Here is a 15,888-nt window from a genome sequence, read left to right as displayed (position 1 = left end):
GGCGGACTCAGAACGTGTGCAGCACGCCCAGTTGCACGCCGTCGATGGCGCCGCCCGGTACGGGAGAGCGGATCTGGGCCGCCGGCGTCACCACGGCGGCGCCCACCAGCGCGAAGCTGTTGCGCTGGTCGTACTGGCGCAGCCGGGCCAGCGCTCCGTACAGCGAGGTGCGCACGGACAGCCGGTACTGGGCCTGGGCGCCCAGTTCGGCGGCGTCGCCATGGCCGGCGCCGGCCAGCCGGTCGCGCAGTCCGGCCCAGCCGAACGACAGGGCCAGCGGACCGTCCGCGCGCCAGCGCACGGACAAGGAATACAGCATGCTGCGCTGGCTGCCGTCGCTGCGACGTTCGCTGCCGGCCGCGCCGAACACGGTCCAGCGCGGCGTATAGGTCCAGGACGCGCCAACGCTGGCGCGCCGCGCGCGGTACGGCAGGGCCGCGTTGTCGACCTGCTGGTAATTGGCGCCCAGGTAGAAGCCGGGCCGTTCGTATTCGGCCGCCAGCTGCAGGTTGCGGTTGGCGGCGGTCTCGGCCAGCGGCGCCGCGCCGCCGGTGGCGCCGCGCGCCGCCAGCACCTGCAGCGTCCAGCCGCCCAGGCCGGGCGAAAAATAGCCGATGGCGTTGTCGATGCGCGGCGGCGCGCCGTACATATTGTTCCAGCCAGAAGCCTGGGTGGCGCTGGTGAAAGCGTCAAACTTGCCGTTCATGTAAAACTGCGGCGTGTTCTGGCGGCCCAGCCGCAATTCGCCCACAGGGCCGCCCAGCCCCACCCATGCCTGGCGGTTGCACAGGCGGTTGCCGTCCGCACCGCTGCCATCGTCGCCGTTCAGGCCCGCTTCCAGCACGAAGCTGCTGCGCAAACCGCCGCCCAGTTCCTCGCGGCCCCGCAAGCCCAGGCGGCTGGCCAGCAGGCCGCTCGCATCGACCCGCGTGACGGGCGCCAGGCCATCGGCCGCGATGCGGGTGGCGAAGGTGTCGATCACACCGTAAGCCGTCACGCCGCTGTCGGCCAGCGCGCTGTGGCAGGCTCCCCACAACGCGGCTGCAAGCAGTTTCAGATTTGCCCTGCAGATTGTGTCTTTGCCGCGAAGATTGTTCAACATGTTGTGTATTCCGCAGTCAGAGTGGGCTATGCTGTGAAACATTCGGGGGCGCATCGCAAAAGGCTACTCTCAAAATGCACACAGCACGAGCCGCTCTGGCCACTTTATTTTGCATGCTGCTTGCATGGCCCGCCCTGGTGGCGGCACAGGTTGCGCTCACGCCACAGGAGCAGGCCTGGGTGCGCGCCCATCCCGTGCTGACCATGGCGCTCGACCAGTTCAACCCGCCCATCGCGTTCCGCCGCGCCGACAGCGACGCCTCCTACGCGGGCGCCTGCTATGACTACGCGGAACTGGTGGCCCGCAAGACGGGGCTGACATTCCGCTACGTGGGCTCGACCTGGGACCAGGCCCTGACCAGGGGCATGGCGCACGACGTGGACGGCGTGCTGTGCGCGCGCGAACGGCCCGAGCGCCGGACCCGCCTCAATTTCTCCCAGCCTTACCTGGAACTGCCGATCGCCATGGCGACCCGGCCCGACCATGCGCCCACCCGTGTCCTGGGCGACTACGCGCGCGAGCGGGTGGCCGTGGTACGCAACACGGTGCGGGTACCCGTGCTCAAGGCGCGCTGCCCCGATTGCGTGCTGGTGGAGGTGGACAGTTCGCAGGACGGCATGGCGCGCGTGTTGCACCACGAAGCCGACGCCTTCTTCGACGACTTGCCCGTCGTGCAGCGCGCCATTGGTGAAGCAGGCAATTCCCTCAAGATCGCGCTGCTGTACTACTACTCGGAAGCGGCCACCATCCGGCTGGCGCTGCGCAACGACGCGCCCGAACTGCTGTCCATCGTCGACAAGGGCGTGGCCGCCATCACGGCCGACGAACATGCGCTGATCCGCGCGCGCTGGCTGGTGGCGGCCGAAGGCACGCCGGTGCAGCGCGAACTGACCCTCACGCCGGCGCAGCGCGCCTGGCTGGCGGCCCACCCCGTGCTGCGGGTGGCTGTCGACAGTGGCCGCGCCCCCATCGAGTGGCGCGGCGAGGATGGCGCCTTGCGCGGCATCTCGCTCGACTTCCTGCGCCGCGTGGAGGAACAACTGGGGGTGCGCTTCGAGCGGGTGCCGGTGCGCGACGTGGCCGACGAGATCAGCCGCATCGAGCAGCGCCAGGTGGACCTGGTGTCGGCCATTTCGCACACGCCGGGCCGGGCCGGCTTCATGCTGGTGACGGAGCCCTATTTGAGCACGCCGGTGGTGATCTTCGCCGGCACCACCACCGCGCCCATGGGCGGCCTGGCCGGCCTGAGCGGCCAGCGCGTGGCCGTGGCCGCGCGCACCATGGTGGCCGACGCGCTGCCGCACGACTGGCCCGGCGTCGCCATGGTCCCGGTCAGCAACTTCAAGGCCGGCACCGAGCTGCTACGCAATGGCAAGGTGCGCGCCATCGTTGGCCCGCTGCTGACGGGCACCCACCAGCTGGTGGAACTGGGCGCGACGGACGTGCGGGTGGCCGGCGAGACGGACTACCGCTACCAGATCGGCATCGGCGTGCGCTCGGACTGGCCGGAACTGCTGCCCATCCTGGACGCGGCGCTGGCGGCCATCCCCAAGAGCGAGCGCGAAGCGTTCCGCCAGAACTGGAGCACTGTCCACTACGCGCATGACATCGATTACCGGCCGCTGGGCGCGCTGGCGTTGGCCGTGCTGGTGGCCGTCACCTTCATCGTGCAGTTGCGCGTGATGGTCAAGCGCCGCACGGCCGAGCTGCAACAGGAAGTGGCCGCGCGCCGCGCGCGCGAGGCCGAGATCCAGGAATTGAACGCCGTGCTGGAGCAGCGCGTGACGGCCCGCACGGCCGAACTGCGGCAGGCGAACGACGACTTGCGCGTGGCGGCCGAGCAGTTGCTGCAGACGGAAAAAGTGGCCTCGCTGGGACGTCTCGTGGCCGGCATCGCGCACGAACTGAGCACCCCGCTGGGCAGCGCGCTGACGGCGTCCACCACGCTCAAGGCCCATGTGGACAGCTTCGCCCGGGCGCTGGCGGCCGGCCAGCTCAAGCGCTCGGCGGCCGACTTGTTCGTGGGCCAGTGCCAGCAGGCCACCGAGATCATCGAGCGCAACACCTTCCGCGCGGCCGGACTGATCGACAACTTCAAGGAACTGGCCGTGGACCAGGCCAGCGTGCGGCGCCGCGTGTTCCCGCTGCGGCGCACGGTGGAGGAAGTGATCGCCAGCCACCACAATGCGTGGAAGCACCGCGGCCACCACATCGAACTGGACGTGGCGCCCGATATCGAGCTCGACAGCTTCCCCGGACCGCTGGCCCAGGTGCTGTCCAACCTGCTGGAAAACTCGCTGGTGCACGGTTTCGAGGGGCGCAAGGGTGGCCATGTCCACATCGGCGCCCAGCGCCAGGATGAGCGCGTGCTGCTCACCTACACGGACGACGGCAAGGGCATTCCGGCCGAATACCGCAGCAAGATCTACGACCCGTTCTTCACCACCCGGCTCGGCCAGGGCGGCTCCGGGCTGGGCCTGTACATCGTGCAGACGCTGGTGACGGGCGTGCTGGGCGGCACCATCACGCTGCAGGGCGGACCGGGCGCCGGCACCTTATTCCAGATCAGCCTGCCATTGAAGGCGCCCCAGCTCACCGAGCACAACGCCAGCGGCGCGCATGGCATGGTGGCGCTGCCCACCGCCAGCGGCGCGGCGCCCGTGCAAACTTCCACGTAAGGTGGCTCAGCCGGCCGGCGGCATCAGCTTGCGCTGGCGTTCCTCGCGCGGCGTGTTGCCGAACAGGGCGCCGAACGCGGTCGAGAAATGCGAGCCCGAGGAAAAACCGCACATCAGGCCCACCTGCACGATGGAGTGATTGGTTTCCAGCAGCAACTGGCGGGCGCGCTGCAGGCGCAGCTCCAGGTAGTAGCGCGACGGCAGGCTGTCCAGGTATTGCTTGAACAGCCGTTCCAGCTGGCGCCGCGACAAGCCCACCAGGCCGGCAATATCGTCGGTCGACAGCGGTTCCTCGATATTGGCCTCCATCAGCGTCACCGCTTCGGACAGCTTGGGCTGCAGCGCGCCGAAGCGGGCTTGCAGCGCCACCCGCTGGCGCTCATCGTGCGGGCGCACGCGCTCGATGCACAGGCTTTCCTTGATCGCGGCCTGGACGGTGGCGCCATACAGGGCCGCCACCAGCGTCAGCGCGAAGTCGATGCTGGCCGCGCCGCCGCAGCAACTGAGCATGCGGCCGTCCAGTTCGAACAAATGGGGCGTGAGGATGGCGCGCTGCGTCAGCGCTTCCGTTTCCGCGTACAAGGCCCACGGCAGGGCGATGCGCACGCCGGCCATCAGTCCGGCGTCGGCCAGCCACAGCACGCCGGCGCCGACACCGCCCCAGTAGCGGGCCGAACGGCAACGGTCGAGCACCGTGCGCAGCAGTTCCGGCGGCGGCGGCGTTTGTTGCTCGTCGGCCACCAGCAGGGCCAGGTGCCAGCCCGGCTGGGGCTGGGTCAGCGCCGCCTGCTGGGGACTGAGGATATCGAGCCGCAATTGTTCCGGCCCCACCATCCGGGCCGCCAGCCGCAACGGCTGGACCAGGCCGGCCCAGGTCAGGGCGTCCGGCTCGCCCGCGTTGACCAGCAGCACGCGCAGCGGCTGTTCCTGGGCCAGACGGGAGAGCGGTGAAAATGGCATGCGGCGTTTAAATGGGCTAAGGGCTAAGTCGGTGGGCGGCGTTCACTCGGGCGCCAGCACGGCGGCGGGCCGGCTGCTGCTCCACTGGCTCACTATCATACCGGAGATCAACAAGGCGGCGCCCAGCAAGCCGTTCCAGGCCAGCGTCTCGCCCAGCCAGAAATAGGCGAAAATGGCCGCGCAACCGGGCTCGAACGCGTAGATGACGGCCGCCTCGTTGGCGCTGCTGTGGCGCTGGCCCCACGTTTGCAGCGAGATGATGGCGGCCGTGGCCACCACGCCCAGGTAGACCAGGTTGCGCTTGTAGGCCAGCACCGCGTGGCAGGCGGCCGCCTGCCACGGCCCGGCTTGGGCGCCGGACGGCATGTCGCGCCACAGCAGCCAGCCGGCCGCGCACACGGCCACGGTGACGATCTGGGCCGCCGTCAGCGTCATCAGGCGCTGCACCTTGCGGGTGGCCGCTTCCATCATCTTCACGTACAGGCCGAAGCACACGGCCGCCAGCAGGGCCAGCGTGTCGCCGCGGCCCCAGCTGATGCCGCCATCCCAGCACAGCGCGAACAGGCCGGCCAGCGCCAGCAGCAGCGCCAGCACGATGCGGCGCTCGGGCAGTTTGCCGGACGCCATGCCCAGCAGCGGCACCACCAGGACGTTCAGGCCGGTGAGAAAGGCGTTGCGGTTGGAGCTGGTCAGGCTCAGGCCTTCGATCTGGAACACGTAGCAGAAGAACAACACCACGCCGGCCAGCACGCCCTGCCCCACGTCGCCGGCCCGCGCCCGCCACAGGAATGGCGTCAGCAGCAGGCCGGCCAGCGTGAAGCGCACCAGCACGATCATGCTGGCCGACAGGGCGCCCGTCATGTCCTTCATGGCGGGAAAAGTGGTGCCCCAGACGAGCGTGACGGTCAACAGGGCGGCGATGCCGGGCAGATGCCGGGAGGCGGAAGGCTTCAAACAGGTCTCGATGCAATAACGGCGGCGGCGGGGCGCCGGGGAGGCATAGTGTACCCGGCCATGGCGAAATTGGCGATCTTGTCCCAAAGAAGGGCGGGCCCGGCCAGCTATAATCATGGTCTATGGGTGAACGCTATTTGAAAAGTATCCGGCTGCTGGCCGAATGCATGCAGGGCTTTGAGCGCCTGTCCGGTGAACACGTGCGCGAGTGCGGCCTGACGCACGCCCAGTTCGATATCATCGCCACGCTGGGCAACACGGCCGGCATGTCCTACAAGGAGCTCGGGAAGAAGACCCTGATCACCAAGGGCACGCTGACCGGGGTGATCGAGCGGCTCGAGCACAAGGGCCTGGTGGAGCGCCAGCGCAACGCCAACGACAAGCGCTCGTTCTTCGTGCGCCTGACGGCGGCCGGCGAGGCCACCTTCCGCGACGTGTTTCCGCGCGTCGTGGCCAGGGGCGCCGCCGTGTTCGCTGATTTCACGCAAGATGATTACGCGGCCCTTGAAAAAACCCTGTCCAAGCTCAAAACTGTCATTAACGGCAGCAGTCCGGCCACCCACGACTCAACCAAGGAAAACATTTGAAAACGACTCTGCTCGAAGGCAAAAAGCCTGCCAAATTCGATAAACACATCATCGGCAACCTGTTGCTCAACGTCAGCACCCCGGACGAAGTGCGCCAGGAAAAGCTGTTGATCGGCATCCGCAATGAAGCGGGGGAAATCTATCGCCTGATCGGCGCGACCAAGCACAACAGCTTCATGAACGCGATCGAGGAATTGTTCGACCTGGGCCTGGTCGACGAACTGCAGGACACGGACGCCACCCAGGACGGCTGCGACGCCATCTTCAGCGAAGCCTGATCCGCGCCCGACCCTTGCGGCAGGCTATCGGCAAGCCGCAAGGGATAGAAAAGTATTTTGCGAAAAAGTTCCACACGGCAATATTCCGAGTATAATTTTTTCGATGGACAGACTGGACGCCTTCAAGCAGATCGCAGCTCAAGCGAGCCGGGGAGAGCTGACGTTCCCCACCAATGTGAACGCCTCCTTGCGCCTGCAGCAGGCGCTGGGCGACCCTGATTGCCACCTCGACGCGGCAGCCAAGCTGATCCAGGCCGATCCCCTGCTGGCGGCCCGTACCGTGGCCATCGCCAACGCCGTCGCCTACAACCGTTCCGGTAACGAAATTTCCAGCGTGCGCGCGGCCGTGCAGCGGCTCGGCATGCGCACCCTGCAATCGCAAGTGGCGGCCCTGATCGTGCGCCAGCTGGGCGGCCAGTCCAGCGACCCGGCCGTCAAGGCCAAGGCGGCCCAGCTGTGGGAACACACGGCCCACGTGGCCGCGCTGGCCCAAGTGATCGCGCGCCGCGTGACCCATGTGGACCCGGACACGGCCATGTTCGCCGGCATCGTGCACGAGGTGGGTGGCTTCTACCTGCTGTCGCAGGCGGGCGCCTGGCCCGGCATCCTCGACGGCGACCCGGGCGACTGGATCGAATTCGGCGAGGCCGAGATCGGCCGCGGCGTGCTCAAGAAGCTGGTGGTCCCCGAACCCGTGGCCCAGGCCGTGGAAGCCATGTGGGTGGGCCTGCGGGCGCTGCCGCCGGAAACCCTGGGCGACACCCTGCTGCTGGCCAACGACCTGGCGCCCGTGCCATCGCCACTGCAGGAACGGCCCGGCGCCACCACCTTGCTGGGTGCGCGCACCATCGATTTCCTCGTCGGCGAAGGCACGTTGCACGATATCCTGGCCGAGTCGGCGCACGAAGTGCAAGCGCTGTTCGCCGTCCTGATGCTGTAATCCCCGTCCTTGCCGCGCGACCAGCGGCGGCGCGGCTCATCTCATACGTCCGGGCGGCGCGTTGCGCGCGGCTTGGCCGGCGCCACGCGGCCGACGCGTTCACTCAACTCGAGCTTGTTGCAGACCCCGAGCTTCAGATAACACTCGCGCAGGTAGGTGCGCACGGTCGATGGTGCCAGGCCCAGGTTGCGGGCGATCTCCTTGTACGAAAAGCCGGCCACATATTCGCGCGCCACGCGCTCCTGGCTGGCCGTCAGCCCGTCGCCCACGCGCGCGCGCAAGGTGAGCTGGACGCGTTGGGGCCCGCCGTCCGCCAGTTCGATGTGCACCTGCTTGCCGCTCCAGTGGCGCTGACCGTCGGCGATCGCGCGCGCCAGCGGCAACGGCAAGGGGCCGCCTTGCCATGTTGGCCATTCGCGCAGCAATTGGCGGCAGAATTCGCCGCTGGCGCCGATCAGGCAGGCATCGGCGTTGGCGTGGGCCACCAGCTGGGTCTGCAGGTAGCTGCCCAGCGCGTGCCGCCATGACAGCTCGCCCGCATGCATCAGATGCGGCACCAGCAGCTGCATGCGCTGCCGCTCCGCCTCGTTGAACGGCGCGGCGTCCAGGCGCCGGAACGCGGACAGGAAGGTGCCAAAGCCCGTCTGCGCGTCGCCGTGGCTGGTGGCCAGCGACGGGCCCACGCCATAGTGCCGGTCGAACGCGCGCATGGCTTCACTGAAGCCGCAGTCGTCAACCAGCGCATGCGTCACGCCCGGTTGCGCCTGGACGGCCAGCGCAAAATCATCGTCGGCCGACACCGTCAGCCAGTCCAGCGCGAACTGCTGTGGCAAATGGTACACATAGCTTTCAATGATGCGCGGGTGGCGCGCACCGCGCACGCCCGTGCCCCACCAAGCCGAGTCGAAGGGCAGGTGTACGCGCAGCGCATCGAGGGCGCGCTCCTTGAACAGTTGCGGCGGCGCCTCCTGCGCCAGCGCATTCCAGTGCGTGACGAGGCGCGAGAAATCGTCCAGCTTCAATGTCACTCCCGGGTCGCGTGGTCCGCCGATCATAGCCCAGGCCCGGCGCCGCGTCGATGGCCGCATGCCCCTGCATTTGCGGAGTAGCGCCCCCCTCCCCGTTGCCCCATGCTGGCAAGGCGCATCACACCAACAACGAGGAGACACCATGCGATTGACACTGAGGGCGGGCAGCGCCTGCGCGCTACTGGCGCTGGCCGCCTGCGGCGCGGGCACGCCCGGCGGCACCGCCAACCCATCCACCACGGCCGGCACACTGATGCAGGCGCCGCCGCTGCGGGTGGCATCCCTGAATCGCGACGACCTGGCCGCCCAGCTGGGCGCCAGCAGCGACGGCCGGCAACTGCTGGCCATGGCCGGGGCGCCCGCCTGCGGCGTCGACTTCCACTACTTCCAGTACCGCACCACGGGCGGTGCCGGCGAGCCCACTTCGGCCTCGGGCGCGCTGATGCTGCCCACCGGCGGCGGCGCCTGTTCCGGCCCGCGCCCGGTGCTGCTGTACACCCACGGCACAGCCGTCACCCACGGCTACAACATCGCCGCCATCACCGATCCGGCCAACGAAGGCTGGGCCGAAAGCGCCATCATGGCCGCCTTCTTCGCCGCCCGCGGCTACATTGTGGTGGCCTCCAACTACGCCGGCTACGACAGCTCGCCCCTGCCCTACCATCCCTATACCAACGCCCGGCAGCAATCGCATGAAATGATCGATGCGCTGGCGGCGGCGCGCGCGGCGCTGGCGGCGGGCCTGCCGGCCGGCGTGACCGACAATGGACAACTGTTCATCACCGGCTACTCGGAAGGCGGCCACGTGGCCATGGCCACCCACCGCGCGATGGAAGCGGCGGGCATGCACGTGACGGCGGCCGCGCCCATGTCCGGCCCCTACGCCATGCTGGCCTTCGGCGACGCCGTGTTCGCCCATGGCCAGGTGGGCTTCGGCGGCTCCGTCTACTACCCGCTGGTGATTAACAGCTACCAGCACGCCTACGGCGACCTGTACGCGACGCCGGCCGAGGTGTACGACCCCAACTACGCCAGCGCCGCCACTTCGCTGCTGCCCGGCCCGTACGACGCCAACACGCTGTTCAGCACCGGCAAGCTGCCCATGCTGGCTATCTTCGACAGCGCCACGCCGCGCACCGGCGACGCCGCGCTGGACGCGGCGCTGGCCGTGCCCGACGCCACCGTCAACCCGATCGCCGCACTCGGTTTCGGCCAGCCGGCCCTGTTCCGCAACAGCTTCCGGGCGGCCTACGCGCGCGATGCGCTGGCCGTGCCCGATGGCGCGCTCCAGCCCGGCGGCGACCTGATGCCGCCGTCCGCCGAACCCGCCTCGCCCATGCGCCGCGCGCTGAAGAAGAACGACTTGCGCGGCTGGCAGCCGCGCGCGCCAGTGATGCTGTGCGGCGGCATGAACGACCCGGACGTGAACTACCCCGTCAACACGCTGACCATGAAGGGGCTGTGGGCGGCGCAGGTGACGTCGGACCAGGTCCGCGTGCTGGACGTGGACCCGACCTCGAACGGCGAGCTCACGTCGGCTGGGCAGGTCGCCACCATCGTCGGCGGCATTGTCGCGCAGGTCGTGGCGGCCGCGCCCGATGCGGCCGGCGCGCAGCAAAGCGCCGCCGTGCGGGCCGCCGTGGCCGCGTATTTCCCTGCCACGGCGCCGGGTCCGCAGCGCGCCATGGCGCTGGGCCTGGCCAGCGTGGCGGCGCAGGCCGTCGACTATTTCCGCGCCCGGGGCGTGACCGGCGCCGAGGCGCTGGCCAGCCAGGTCGGCCAAGCCATCATGGCCAATTACCACTACCCGCTGGTGCAGTCGGCGTGCGAAGTGGCGGCGCAATCGTATTTCGCGCGTTTCGTGAACGGAGCTACCCCATGATGAAATTATCGATTTGCGCGCTGGCTTTGCTGGCCGGCGCTGGCCAGGTCCACGCCACCGACGCCGCCGATGCCGCCGACACCGGCCTGGCGCCAGCGAACCAGTTGCGCGCCGGTTTCTACGCGGTCAGCTACGACAGCCGGGCCGACGATGTGACCGGGCCGTTCACGCCGGCCGGCATCAACCTGTCGCTGCGTTCCGTGCGCACGCCGTATTTCGCCTATGCGCGGCGGCTGTCGGCGCACTGGGAGCTGGAGCTGGCCGCCGGGGTGCCGCCGACCACGCACACGGTGGGCAAGGGGCCGGCCAGACTCGGCTCCATCCCGTTCGACGGCCAGGTGGTGGCGACGGCGCGCTGGTTCTCGCCCACGCTGCTACTCAATTACCGCCTGGGCCGCGAAGGCGATGCGCTGCGGCCCTATGCGGGCCTCGGCGTGAACTACACCGCCTTTTTCGAGCGGGATTCGACGCCGGCCGGCGACGCCGTCAACGGCGGCCCCACGCGCATCAGCCTGTCGCGCTCGATCGGCCCGGCGGCCACGGCCGGCTTGTCCTACCGGCTCACGCCGGCCGTCAGCATGATCGCCAGCTATTCCAGGGTGCGCGTCAACAGCCATTACCAGTCCGACACGGCCGGCATCGTGCGCACGACCAACATCCGTTTCAACCCGGCAGCCTGGGTGCTAGCCGTGGGTTACGCGTTCTGAAAAAAAAAGCCCGCCGGGGGGCGGGCAAAGTCCAAAACTAGGGATCTCCCGAAAGAGATGAACGCAGCTTACGCGCCGCGCCACCCGCTTTCCGTGCGGCAGCGCACATAGCGGCCCATTTCCCGATCCGGCGCCGTGCGTCTCCACCGTTTGCGGCGGAGGTGGCCGGGCCAGGCCATCCGCCTGGCGCCACGACGGCGCGGCGCGCCACCAGCGCGCCGCGCCCTTTTTTCGTCAGGAGTCTTCGCGCAAGCCCTGTTCGCTGCGCCACGTCTTGAGCAGGTCGTGGCGCCGGGCTGGATAGCGTTCCCCGGTCGATACGGCCGCCGCGATGCGGTCGATGCGGAAATGGCGGTAAGCGCCGCGCAATTCGCACCAGGCCGCCAGCAGGCGCTTGCCTTCGAGGAAAGCCAGCGCGAACGGCCACACGTAGCGTTCCGATTCGGCGCCCTGCTCGTCGCGGTACCGGATGCGCAGCCGGTGCTGGTAGCGGATGGCCTCGCGCACGGGACGCACGAAGGCATCACTGGCGTCGGGCTGGCTCACACCCAGCGGCACCCACAGGCTGGTCTCGGCCATGTCGTCGCGCAAATCCTTGGGGGTGGCGGCGGCGATCTTGGCCAGCGCGCTGGTGGCCGCCTGGGCCAGCGCCTCGTCGCCCTGGCGCCGCACCCAGCGCGCGCCCAGCACCAGCGCCTCGAGCTCGTCGGCGCCGAACATCAGCGGCGGCAGGAAGAAGCCGGCCCGCAGCATGTAGCCGACCCCGGCCTCGCCTTCGAGCGGCGCACCCAGGCCGCTCAGGGTCTGGATGTCGCGGTAGATGGTGCGCTCGGACACGCCCAGCTGCTCGGCCAGCCGGGCCGCCGTGACAGGCCGGCGGTAGCCGCGCATGGCATCCATCAGCAAGAATAATCGGCCGGTACGGCTCATCGTTTTTCCATCCGCGCAACAGTTTGACCATCCGGCCGGTACGGCATTATGACAAATTTGTGGCTATCATCCTGCATCCTGGATTATCCTATTGCCCATTGTTATTTCCATTCACCAACACTCTGCGCCGGCTGGTCCCCCGCCCCGCCCGGCTGGCGCCAGGACATTGCATGTTAAACAAAACCGCTTCGGCGTTGCTGCTGAGCGTGGCACTGATGCTGCCGCTGGCCGGTTCCGCGGCCGATGCCGAACCCGATGATGCCGCCCTGAGCGCGCTGCTGGTCGGCACCTGGATCAACCCGCCCGACAGTCCCGACTTCGAGCGCATCCCGTCACGCGAAACCTTCCTGGCCGACGGCACTTACACCTATTTCGAGTACAAGGACATGGCCTGCCGCAAACTCGTCGAGCGCATCACGGTGCGCTGGACGCTGCGCGACGGCATCCTGACCTCCATCCTGTCGGACGGCGCCATCCTCAAGGACAAGATCGTCAGCCTGACGCAGGAAAAGATCGTGTTGCGCTCACTTGACGACGGCCGCAGCTACTTCCGCGTCCGCTCCACGGCCTGCCCCACAGCCCTAAATCGGGGACGTAACACGGTTTCTCCACCAAGCCACTAAAGTTCCCCCTACGAAAAATGGTGTTACGTCCCCGATATTGCGCCAAGAACAAATCGGGGACGTAACACAGTTTTCCCACCCGGCCATTTACGTTTCCACCTCGGAAAATGGTGTTACGTCCCCGATTTTGCAGTGCTGCAAAAAAAATCCCTCCTGGCGTTGCCGCGAGGAGGGTGCTTCAGGACGAGGTGAGTTAGACGACGGCGCCGTCCGTCTCGTCCTTTTCCTTGATCGGCTTGATCAGGTCTTCGCGCTTCACGCCCAGCCACATGGCCACGGCCGCCGCCACGAACACGGACGAGTAGATACCGAAGCAGATACCGATCGTCAGCGCCACGGCGAAGTAGTGCAGCGTGGGGCCGCCCAGGAACAGCATCGACAGCACCATCATCTGGGTGCAGCCGTGGGTGATGATGGTACGCGAGATGGTGCTGGTGATGGCGTTGTCGATCACCTCATGCACCGACATCTTGCGCTGCTTGCGGAAGTTCTCGCGGATACGGTCGAAGATCACCACCGATTCGTTGACCGAATAGCCGAGCACGGCCAGCACGGCGGCCAGCACCGTCAGCGAGAATTCCCACTGGAAGAAGGCGAAGAAGCCCAGGATGATGACCACGTCGTGCAAGTTGGCGATGATGGCCGCCACCGCGAACTTCCACTCGAAGCGGATGGCCAGGTAGATCATCACGCCGATCACCACCATCGCCAGCGCGTTCATGCCGTTCTGGGCCAGCTCATCACCGACCTGCGGACCGACGAATTCCACCTTCTGCAGCGACACGGCTTCCGTGCCGGCGCCGTCCACGCAGGCCGTCTTGGTCACTTGCTCGCCCTTGGGGCTGACGCTGTCGATCTGCTTGAGCGTGCCCTGCTCGGCCGCGCACAGGCCATTGAACACCAGTTGCGAGGCGGCGTTGCCGGTCACGGTCTTGATCACGGGCAGGCGCAGCATGACGTCGTGCGCGGTGCCGAAGCTGGTCACTTCCGGCTGTTCATAGCCGACCTTTTCCAGCGTGTGGCGGATGCTTTCCAGGTTGGCCGGCTTGGCGTACTTCAGCTCCATCACGGTACCGCCCGTGAACTCGACCGAGAAGTGCAGGCCCTTGTGGAACAGGAAGAACACGGCAGCCACGAAGGTCAAGGCCGAGATGGCGTTGAACACCAGCGCATGGCGCATGAACGGTATGTCTTTTTTGATGCGGAAAAATTCCATGAAATCCTCTGAGGTGTTAGCCCGTCCCGCCACGGCGGGACGGTGAACTTATTTCGACAGGCCCGGCACCCACACGGTGCCGATGGCGATCGATTGCAGTTTCTTCTTGCGGCCATACCACAGGTTGACCACGCCGCGCGACATGAACACGGCCGAGAACATGGACGTCAAAATGCCCAGGCAGTGCACCACGGCGAAGCCGCGGATGGCGCCCGAACCGAACACCCACAGGGCCAGGCCGACGATCAGCGTGGTCACGTTGGAGTCCAGGATGGTGGCCCAGGCGCGGTCGAAGCCGACGGAAATGGCTTGCTGCGGCGAGGCGCCGCCGCGCAGCTCCTCGCGGATACGTTCGTTGATCAGCACGTTGGCGTCAATCGCCATGCCGAGCGCCAGCGCGATAGCGGCGATGCCGGGCAGGGTCAGCGTGGCCTGCATCAGCGACAGCAGCGCGATCAGGAGCAGCAGGTTGCAGCCCAGCGCCAGCACGCTGAAGAAGCCGAACATCATGTAGTAGGCCATCATGAACACGGCGATGGCGGCGAAGCCGTACATGGTCGAATGCAGGCCCTTGCTGATGTTTTCCGCGCCCAGTTGCGGGCCGATGGTGCGTTCCTCGATCACGTCCATGGGCGCGTACAGCGCGCCCGAGCGCAGCAGCAGCGCCAGCTCGGCCGAGTTTTCCGCGTTGCCCATGCCGGTGATCTGGAAGCGGCTACCGAGTTCGCTCTGGATGGTGGCCACCGACAGCACTTCCGGCTTGCCCTTCTCGAACAGCACGATGGCCATGCGCTTGCCCACGCGCTCGCGGGTGGCGTCGCGCATCTTGCGGCCGCCGTCGCCGTTCAGGTCGATGCCCACGGCCGGTTGCTGGTTCTGGTCGAAGCTGGCGGTGGCGCTGGAGATGTAGTCGCCGGTCAGCACCACGTCCTTGCTCAGCACCACGGGCACGCCTTTGCCGACCGTGAACAGCTCGGAGTTGAACGGAATGGCGGCCGACAGTTCGGTGCCGGGGGTGATGGTGTCGTCCACCATGCGCACTTCCAGCGTGGCCGTGCGACCGATCACGGCCTTGGCGCGGGCCACGTCCTGCACGCCGGGCAGCTGCACCACGATGCGGTCCGGGCCCTGCTGCTGGATGATGGGTTCGGCCACGCCCAGCTCGTTGACGCGCTTGGACAGCGTGGAGATATTCTGCTTGACGCCTTCCTCGATGGTCTGCTTGAGCGCGGCCGGCTTGAGGCTGACGATCAGCTTCAGGTCGGGGGCAGCACCGGCGTCCACCAGCGACAGGTCGCCCATGGACGACGACAGCACGTCGCGCGCCTTGGCGCGGGTATCCTCGTCGCGGAATTTGATCTCGATGGTGTCGCCCACGCGGTCGATGCCGGCGTGGCGCACGTTCTTGTCACGCAGCAGGCTGCGGGCCGAGGCCTGGATGCCTTGCACGCGCTTGGTCAGGGCCGCCTTCACGTCCACCTGCATCAGGAAGTGCACACCGCCGCGCAAGTCCAGGCCCAGGTACATGGGCAGGGCGCGCAGGCTTTGCATCCATTTCGGGGTGTTCGGTTGCAGGTTCAGCGCCACCAGGTAGGTCGGATCGGCCGGATCGGCGTTCAGGTCCTTTTCCAGCACGGCCTTGGCCTTGAACTGGGTGTCGGTGTCGGCGAAGCGGGCACGCACGGACGCGTAGGTGCCGGTGCCGTCGAAGCTCACGCCCTCCACCGCCAGGTTTTCCTTGCGCAGCACGGCTTCCACCTGGGCGGCCATCTCGCCCGTCATCTTGACGGTGGACTTGCCGCTGGTGACTTGCACGGCCGGCGATTCGCCGAAGTAGTTAGGCGCCGTGTACAGCGCGCCCAACAGAATGGCGATGCCGATGACGATGTATTTCCAGACAGGATAGCGATTCATATTATTCAGCGATCAATGTTAGGCGTCGGATGCGACCCAAGGTCGAGCCAGATACGCGAGCCAAATGCGGGACGGCGGCGCGCTTCTGG

The 15,888-nt window shown here is 67.6% G+C and carries 14 protein-coding genes; 7 read left to right on the top strand and 7 right to left on the bottom strand.

All coding sequences use genetic code 11. The features are described 5' to 3' along the window. Window positions 1–7: 7 nt before the first annotated feature. On the bottom strand, window positions 8–1,036 hold the full coding sequence (locus H3H36_RS17310; RefSeq protein ID WP_182219350.1) for a porin: 1,029 nt from the start codon (window positions 1,034–1,036) through the stop codon (window positions 8–10). Window positions 1,037–1,215: 179 nt separating this feature from the next. Between H3H36_RS17310 and H3H36_RS17305 the strand changes: the two genes are divergently transcribed. After that, entirely contained in the window at window positions 1,216–3,780 is a 2,565-nt protein-coding gene (locus tag H3H36_RS17305) for a transporter substrate-binding domain-containing protein (RefSeq protein WP_182219349.1), read from the top strand. A gap of 6 nt (window positions 3,781–3,786) precedes the next feature. Here H3H36_RS17305 and H3H36_RS17300 read toward each other — a convergent pair whose 3' ends face one another. Together H3H36_RS17300 and H3H36_RS17295 are read right to left on the bottom strand one after the other, a co-directional pair. Then, window positions 3,787–4,740 carry a GlxA family transcriptional regulator gene (locus H3H36_RS17300; protein ID WP_182219348.1) on the bottom strand — a complete coding sequence of 318 codons (954 nt, stop codon included), beginning with the start codon at window positions 4,738–4,740 and terminating at the stop codon, window positions 3,787–3,789. A 42-nt stretch (window positions 4,741–4,782) separates the two neighbouring features. Further along, window positions 4,783–5,694 (bottom strand): DMT family transporter, encoded by a 912-nt coding sequence (locus H3H36_RS17295; protein WP_229219958.1) that lies wholly within the window; start codon window positions 5,692–5,694, stop codon window positions 4,783–4,785. A gap of 122 nt (window positions 5,695–5,816) precedes the next feature. Here H3H36_RS17295 and H3H36_RS17290 point away from each other — a divergent pair, with 122 nt between their 5' ends. From H3H36_RS17290 to H3H36_RS17280, 3 genes are all read left to right on the top strand, one after another. After that, complete coding sequence (locus H3H36_RS17290) at window positions 5,817–6,281, top strand: MarR family winged helix-turn-helix transcriptional regulator (protein WP_182219346.1); 465 nt, start codon at window positions 5,817–5,819, stop codon at window positions 6,279–6,281. Further along, window positions 6,278–6,559: a hypothetical protein gene (locus H3H36_RS17285; RefSeq protein WP_182157007.1), complete on the top strand. Its 282-nt coding sequence runs from the start codon at window positions 6,278–6,280 to the stop codon at window positions 6,557–6,559. The genes H3H36_RS17290 and H3H36_RS17285 overlap by 4 nt, the downstream gene beginning before the upstream one ends. A gap of 103 nt (window positions 6,560–6,662) precedes the next feature. Next, window positions 6,663–7,499: an HDOD domain-containing protein gene (locus tag H3H36_RS17280; protein WP_182219345.1), complete on the top strand. Its 837-nt coding sequence runs from the start codon at window positions 6,663–6,665 to the stop codon at window positions 7,497–7,499. A 41-nt stretch (window positions 7,500–7,540) separates the two neighbouring features. Here H3H36_RS17280 and H3H36_RS17275 read toward each other — a convergent pair whose 3' ends face one another. Further along, the gene (locus tag H3H36_RS17275) at window positions 7,541–8,527 is read right to left on the bottom strand and encodes a helix-turn-helix transcriptional regulator (RefSeq protein ID WP_182219344.1); all 987 of its coding nucleotides are present in this window, start codon (window positions 8,525–8,527) and stop codon (window positions 7,541–7,543) included. 142 nt (window positions 8,528–8,669) lie between these two features. Between H3H36_RS17275 and H3H36_RS17270 the strand changes: the two genes are divergently transcribed. Both H3H36_RS17270 and H3H36_RS17265 read left to right on the top strand, forming a co-directional pair. Next, a complete protein-coding gene (locus H3H36_RS17270; protein ID WP_182219343.1) occupies window positions 8,670–10,409 on the top strand; it encodes an alpha/beta hydrolase family protein in 1,740 nt (579 codons plus the stop codon). Further along, a complete protein-coding gene (locus H3H36_RS17265; protein ID WP_182219342.1) occupies window positions 10,406–11,116 on the top strand; it encodes an OmpW/AlkL family protein in 711 nt (236 codons plus the stop codon). The genes H3H36_RS17270 and H3H36_RS17265 overlap by 4 nt, the downstream gene beginning before the upstream one ends. A 234-nt stretch (window positions 11,117–11,350) precedes the next feature. Here H3H36_RS17265 and H3H36_RS17260 read toward each other — a convergent pair whose 3' ends face one another. Continuing rightward, complete coding sequence (locus H3H36_RS17260) at window positions 11,351–12,046, bottom strand: helix-turn-helix transcriptional regulator (protein WP_182219341.1); 696 nt, start codon at window positions 12,044–12,046, stop codon at window positions 11,351–11,353. Window positions 12,047–12,216: 170 nt separating this feature from the next. Here H3H36_RS17260 and H3H36_RS17255 point away from each other — a divergent pair, with 170 nt between their 5' ends. Beyond that, window positions 12,217–12,669 carry a lipocalin-like domain-containing protein gene (locus H3H36_RS17255; RefSeq protein WP_182219340.1) on the top strand — a complete coding sequence of 151 codons (453 nt, stop codon included), beginning with the start codon at window positions 12,217–12,219 and terminating at the stop codon, window positions 12,667–12,669. A 193-nt stretch (window positions 12,670–12,862) separates the two neighbouring features. Here the strand turns inward: H3H36_RS17255 and secF are convergent, their stop codons facing one another. Both secF and secD read right to left on the bottom strand, forming a co-directional pair. Beyond that, entirely contained in the window at window positions 12,863–13,885 is a 1,023-nt protein-coding gene (gene secF, locus H3H36_RS17250) for a protein translocase subunit SecF (protein WP_182219339.1), read from the bottom strand. 48 nt (window positions 13,886–13,933) lie between these two features. After that, window positions 13,934–15,799 carry a protein translocase subunit SecD gene (secD, locus tag H3H36_RS17245; RefSeq protein WP_182219338.1) on the bottom strand — a complete coding sequence of 622 codons (1,866 nt, stop codon included), beginning with the start codon at window positions 15,797–15,799 and terminating at the stop codon, window positions 13,934–13,936. Window positions 15,800–15,888 lie beyond the last annotated feature (89 nt).

Source organism: Rugamonas fusca (assembly GCF_014042365.1).
Lineage (GTDB): Bacteria > Pseudomonadota > Gammaproteobacteria > Burkholderiales > Burkholderiaceae_D > Rugamonas > Rugamonas fusca.
Note: the sequence above shows the minus strand (reverse complement) of the source record. Positions and strands in the feature narration are given on the sequence as shown.